The organism is Sinomonas sp. G460-2 (genome assembly GCF_047759905.1).
In the GTDB taxonomy this organism is placed as follows: Bacteria; Actinomycetota; Actinomycetes; order Actinomycetales; family Micrococcaceae; genus Sinomonas.
This window is the reverse complement of the sequence record NZ_JBKZWT010000336.1, coordinates 1-3,809: the sequence shown is the minus strand read 5'-3', so window position 1 is coordinate 3,809 and position 3,809 is coordinate 1. Positions and strand designations below refer to the sequence as shown.

Here is a 3,809-nt window from a genome sequence, read left to right as displayed (position 1 = left end):
AAACTGGGCTCCGTGATGACGCCGTCCTCGCCGACGGGGGCCGACGCGGATCCGAATTGGGCGGTGCGGGCGCCGGGCGTCCACGCGGCGCCGTCGGGCGCCACGACCCGCAGGCTTTGGAGGGTGCCCGCGGCGGTGAGGATCGGCGAGCCTGAGGAGTACGCGGAGCCGACGAGGGCGTCGCAGGAGAGGACCTCGGTCGAGGCGGCCGGGAGCCACATGACGTCTCGGAGCGAGAGGCTGCCGTCGCGCTGCTCGAGGCCGTGCTTGAGCTGGATGGTGCGCACCGCGGCTGCGACCTTGGCATCGTAGGCGCCCGTCTCCGCCACGTCGTGACCCATCGACCGGAGCGCCACGCGGAGGGCGTTGACGTCGGCCCCCGACGCGCCCATGCGGAGCTCCCGGTAGAACGGAACCGCCGTCGCCAGGCTCAGAACGGGGTGGCCGTCGATCGAGGCCGCGATGCGGCCGGATTCGAGTGAGGCTCCGCCGATGCACTCCGAGGACGTGACGATCCCGCCCCTCGCAAGCGAGACGGATGCCGGTTTCGAGGTCGTGACCGATGCTGCGGCCGACCTCTCGTCACGGTGGTCAACGAACACGACCGGAACGCTGCGCGCGGCCGAGGGTTCGGACAGATTTGGCGGGGGCGGGGCCCAGACTGCGGTGCACACGGCCGCGGCGGAGCCCGCGCCAAGGAGGAGCGCTACCAGCGCAATAGATAGGGTGGCAACTGCGTGCCGCGGATTCTGCATGAGTCGTTTCTCTTGAATGGGCCGATTCACATTCTTCCGAGGAGGCAACTCTGCACCTCGTCGGACTCGAAATCGAACGGCATGTCATCGGTCGATCGTTTCCCGAGTGGAGGTTCCTCCAACTGGGACTTCCTATACTTTTCGACGGAGTAGCCCTCTGGAATGAGCCCGGAGCGCTCGAGGCAGTGATACTCGGCCTCGAACGAATCACCTAACAGGTCTGGATTAATTTGCTGGATCTGGAAGAGCTCCGGAATGAATCCGGTGGTCGTTTTCATGCAAGCCGCGACCACATCCATGGCCTGATCGAGAGACTTCCCGGGGCTCAGAGGCGTGGTCCTGACTCGGTAGATCCCATTTTTCAGTCTTCGTAGGGTGATGGGTTCACCCCCTTCGCTCGCGCAGGTAGAAAGCCGAGAGTAGGCCTCGCCATAGTCGGCCTGAGCGATTCGTCCGGTCTCCTTCGCACGCTGGTACACCCCGCGTTCGAAGTCGTTGATCCCCGGCCGGGCAAGGGTCCGGTCAAGCAATTCCTCGAAGCTTCCGGCAAGTTTGCGTGGTGGAGTGCGGTCCGGAGTGCCAGCAGTGCAGCCCGCGAGGGTCGCGACTGCCAGCATTCCGCACACTGCGTATAGCAGCCTCATTCGATGGCCAGAGCAATGCCCGCGCCGATCAGACAGGCTTGCACGTCGTCGGACTTGAAATCGAAGGGCATGTCGCTCAGCCTGCTCCCGCCGCCCGGTTTCGGATTCTGCATTGTCTTTGTGTACTCCTCGAGAGAGTATCCGTCGGGTACCAGGCCGGACCGTTCGGGAAGGTAGCCGGTGGTGCTCTTCTGGCATGAAGACACGACCATCATGACCTGTTCAGTGGATTCATCTGAGCTTATCGGGGCAAGTTTTTCATAGTAGAGCCCGTTCTTAAGTTTCCTGAGTTCGACGGGTTTACCTGCTGTGGTCATACACTCGGAGTATCGTGCATATGCTTCGTCGTAGTCAGCCTGAGTGATCCGCCCAGTTTCCTTCGCACGCAGGTAAACTTGACGTTCGAAATCGTTGAGGTCGGGGTGGGACCGTTTCAGGTCAAGCAATGCCAAGAGGCTCACTGGACCGCGACTGACATGTTGGCGCCGACGAGACACGCTTGTACTTCGTCAGACTTGAAGTCAAACGGCATGTCGTCGAGCGAGCTGCCCCCGCCGACCTTCGGCTCACGGAATCCTTTCGCGAACTGCTTCGCCGAGTACCCCTGCGGCACAAGATCCGAACGCTCGAGGCAGCGATAGGCCACCTCAAAGGGATCACCGGTGAGTTCCCGATTCTCTTGTTGGATCCCGTACGCTTCGGGAATAAAACCTTTTGAGGTTCGGGCGCAATTGAGAGCCAGATTCTCGACTTGTTCCGAGGATTCGCCGGGGTCGACCGTCACATTTCCTTCCCAGTAGAGGCCATTCGGAAGTCTTTTGATCGTGATGGGCTTTCCGCCGCTGGCCATGCAATGTGTATAGCGTGAGAAGGCTTCGTCGTAATCCGCCTGGTCAATGCGTCCCGTGGCCCTGGCGCGCTCGAACACTTCGCGTTCAAAATCGTTGGACGCGGGATTTGAGAGATAACTATCAATCAGCTCCGAGAAGCTTTCAGCGAGCCGTCGCGGAGGCGAGCCTGAGGATTGCGTTCCGCAGCCGCTGAGTACAAGAGTGAGCGCACTGGTCAGGACGACTATTAGCCGTCTCATCAGCATCCGCGTTGGAAAGCCTCATGGGTGAAGTTGAAGCCAGTGACGTGAGCGAAGCTGTACTGGCGTGAGCGCTCCCCGAAGCGGCGATCATCGCCGAGCCTCGCCACCGACTGGCGGCAGATGCCCGGGTTATAGATCTCGATGTAAGCGTGGGCTTCCCACCAGTTCGACCAGTTCCAGGTCCAGCCGTCGATGGCGGCGTGCGACGGAATGGCGGTCCCCACAAGAATTCCCGCGGAGACGCCGGCCGCCGCGAGAGTGCGTGCAATCCGGGTCTTCAAAAATGTAGCCACAAATCCCCCAAATATAGTCGGGCCATGGCCGCATGTGCGGCGGCCATGGCCCGAAAGTAACAGCAGAATTCACGGTCTGCAAATGTGAGAGAACGCCTCAAGTGGCATTCTTAGGCGGATATTAGGCACCCCTCCGCAGGATCCCCGGAAGTGCGCGGAACGTGCCCGCGAAATGTTAGGCACAAGTTAGGCAGGCGCCCACGTCTCAATCCACAGCGGCCCGGCAGCGGTCGCCGCGCGGGAGACAGAGGTCAGCGAGCCGTCCTCGCCGATCCGGTACGAACTCACGTGGTCCGAGCGCTCCCCGCACACGAGGAGGAACCGCCCCGACGGGTCGATCGCCATGCCTCGCGGCTGGGCCTCGGTGCGCGTGTGGCCGAGGAACTCGAGGAGGCCCTCGCCGCGCACGGCGAACGTCGCGACCGAGCTCGTGGACCGCTCGCTCGCCATGAGGAACCGGCCATCCGGGGTGAGCCGCAGGTCGGCGCACCACACGACGCCGGGGCCCGGATCCGGCGTGCTCGCCGAGCGGACCGGTCCCGGCTCGAGTTCCATGCCGTCGACGGCGGAGACTCGCTGCAGGAGCGCGAGCTCGCCGGTCGCGGCGTCGCGCTCGTAGACCGCGACGTCGCCGGAGAGTTCGTGCAGCACGTACACGCGGCTGCCGTCCGCGCTGAAGCGCAGGTGCCGCGGCCCGGAACCCTGCTGGGTGGCGACGTGCCCGCTCGGGGCGATCGCGCCGTTGTCCGCGGTTCCGGCAGTGCTCGCCGGGTCGATGGCGACGTCGAACCAGCTGATCCTGTGGTCGCCGAGGGACGCCGCATAGACGAACCGACCGTCCGGGCTCACGACGGCGCAGTGCGTGTTCGCGCCCGAGGCATAAGTACGTACGCGGCCGGCTGCGGCAGGGACCGGGACCCGGACGAGTGTCCCCTCGTGGTAGGAGGCGCCGAACAGCTCGTCGCGATCCGGAGTCAGCGCGACGTAGCAGGTGGTCACGGGCACGTCGCGCGCGGCACCGGCG

At 63.9% G+C, this 3,809-nt stretch carries 6 protein-coding genes; all 6 read right to left on the bottom strand.

All coding sequences use genetic code 11. From position 1 onward, the window contains the following. The coding region (locus tag ACLN58_RS19275) for a peptidoglycan-binding domain-containing protein (protein ID WP_415856850.1) at nt 1-602 on the bottom strand (602 nt) is incomplete at its 3' end. A gap of 179 nt (nt 603-781) precedes the next feature. Then, on the bottom strand, nt 782-1,372 hold the full coding sequence (locus ACLN58_RS19270) for a hypothetical protein (protein ID WP_415856849.1): 591 nt from the start codon (nt 1,370-1,372) through the stop codon (nt 782-784). A 23-nt stretch (nt 1,373-1,395) separates the two neighbouring features. After that, on the bottom strand, nt 1,396-1,860 hold the full coding sequence (locus ACLN58_RS19265) for a hypothetical protein (protein WP_415856848.1): 465 nt from the start codon (nt 1,858-1,860) through the stop codon (nt 1,396-1,398). Further along, nucleotides 1,857-2,327, bottom strand: a complete 471-nt coding sequence (locus ACLN58_RS19260) for a hypothetical protein (protein ID WP_415856847.1) — start codon at nt 2,325-2,327, stop codon at nt 1,857-1,859. The genes ACLN58_RS19265 and ACLN58_RS19260 overlap by 4 nt, the downstream gene beginning before the upstream one ends. Nucleotides 2,328-2,488: 161 nt before the next feature. After that, the gene (locus ACLN58_RS19255) at nt 2,489-2,785 is read right to left on the bottom strand and encodes a hypothetical protein (protein WP_415856846.1); all 297 of its coding nucleotides are present in this window, start codon (nt 2,783-2,785) and stop codon (nt 2,489-2,491) included. 186 nt (nt 2,786-2,971) lie between these two features. Continuing rightward, nucleotides 2,972-3,809: lactonase family protein (locus ACLN58_RS19250; RefSeq protein WP_415856845.1), on the bottom strand; the 838-nt coding region annotated here is incomplete at its 5' end.

Excerpts from the sequence above, each read along its gene's own strand:
- ACLN58_RS19270 (WP_415856849.1), bottom strand. The coding sequence starts at position 1,372 with ATGCTGGCAGTCGCGACCCTCGCGGGCTGCACTGCTGGCACTCCGGAC.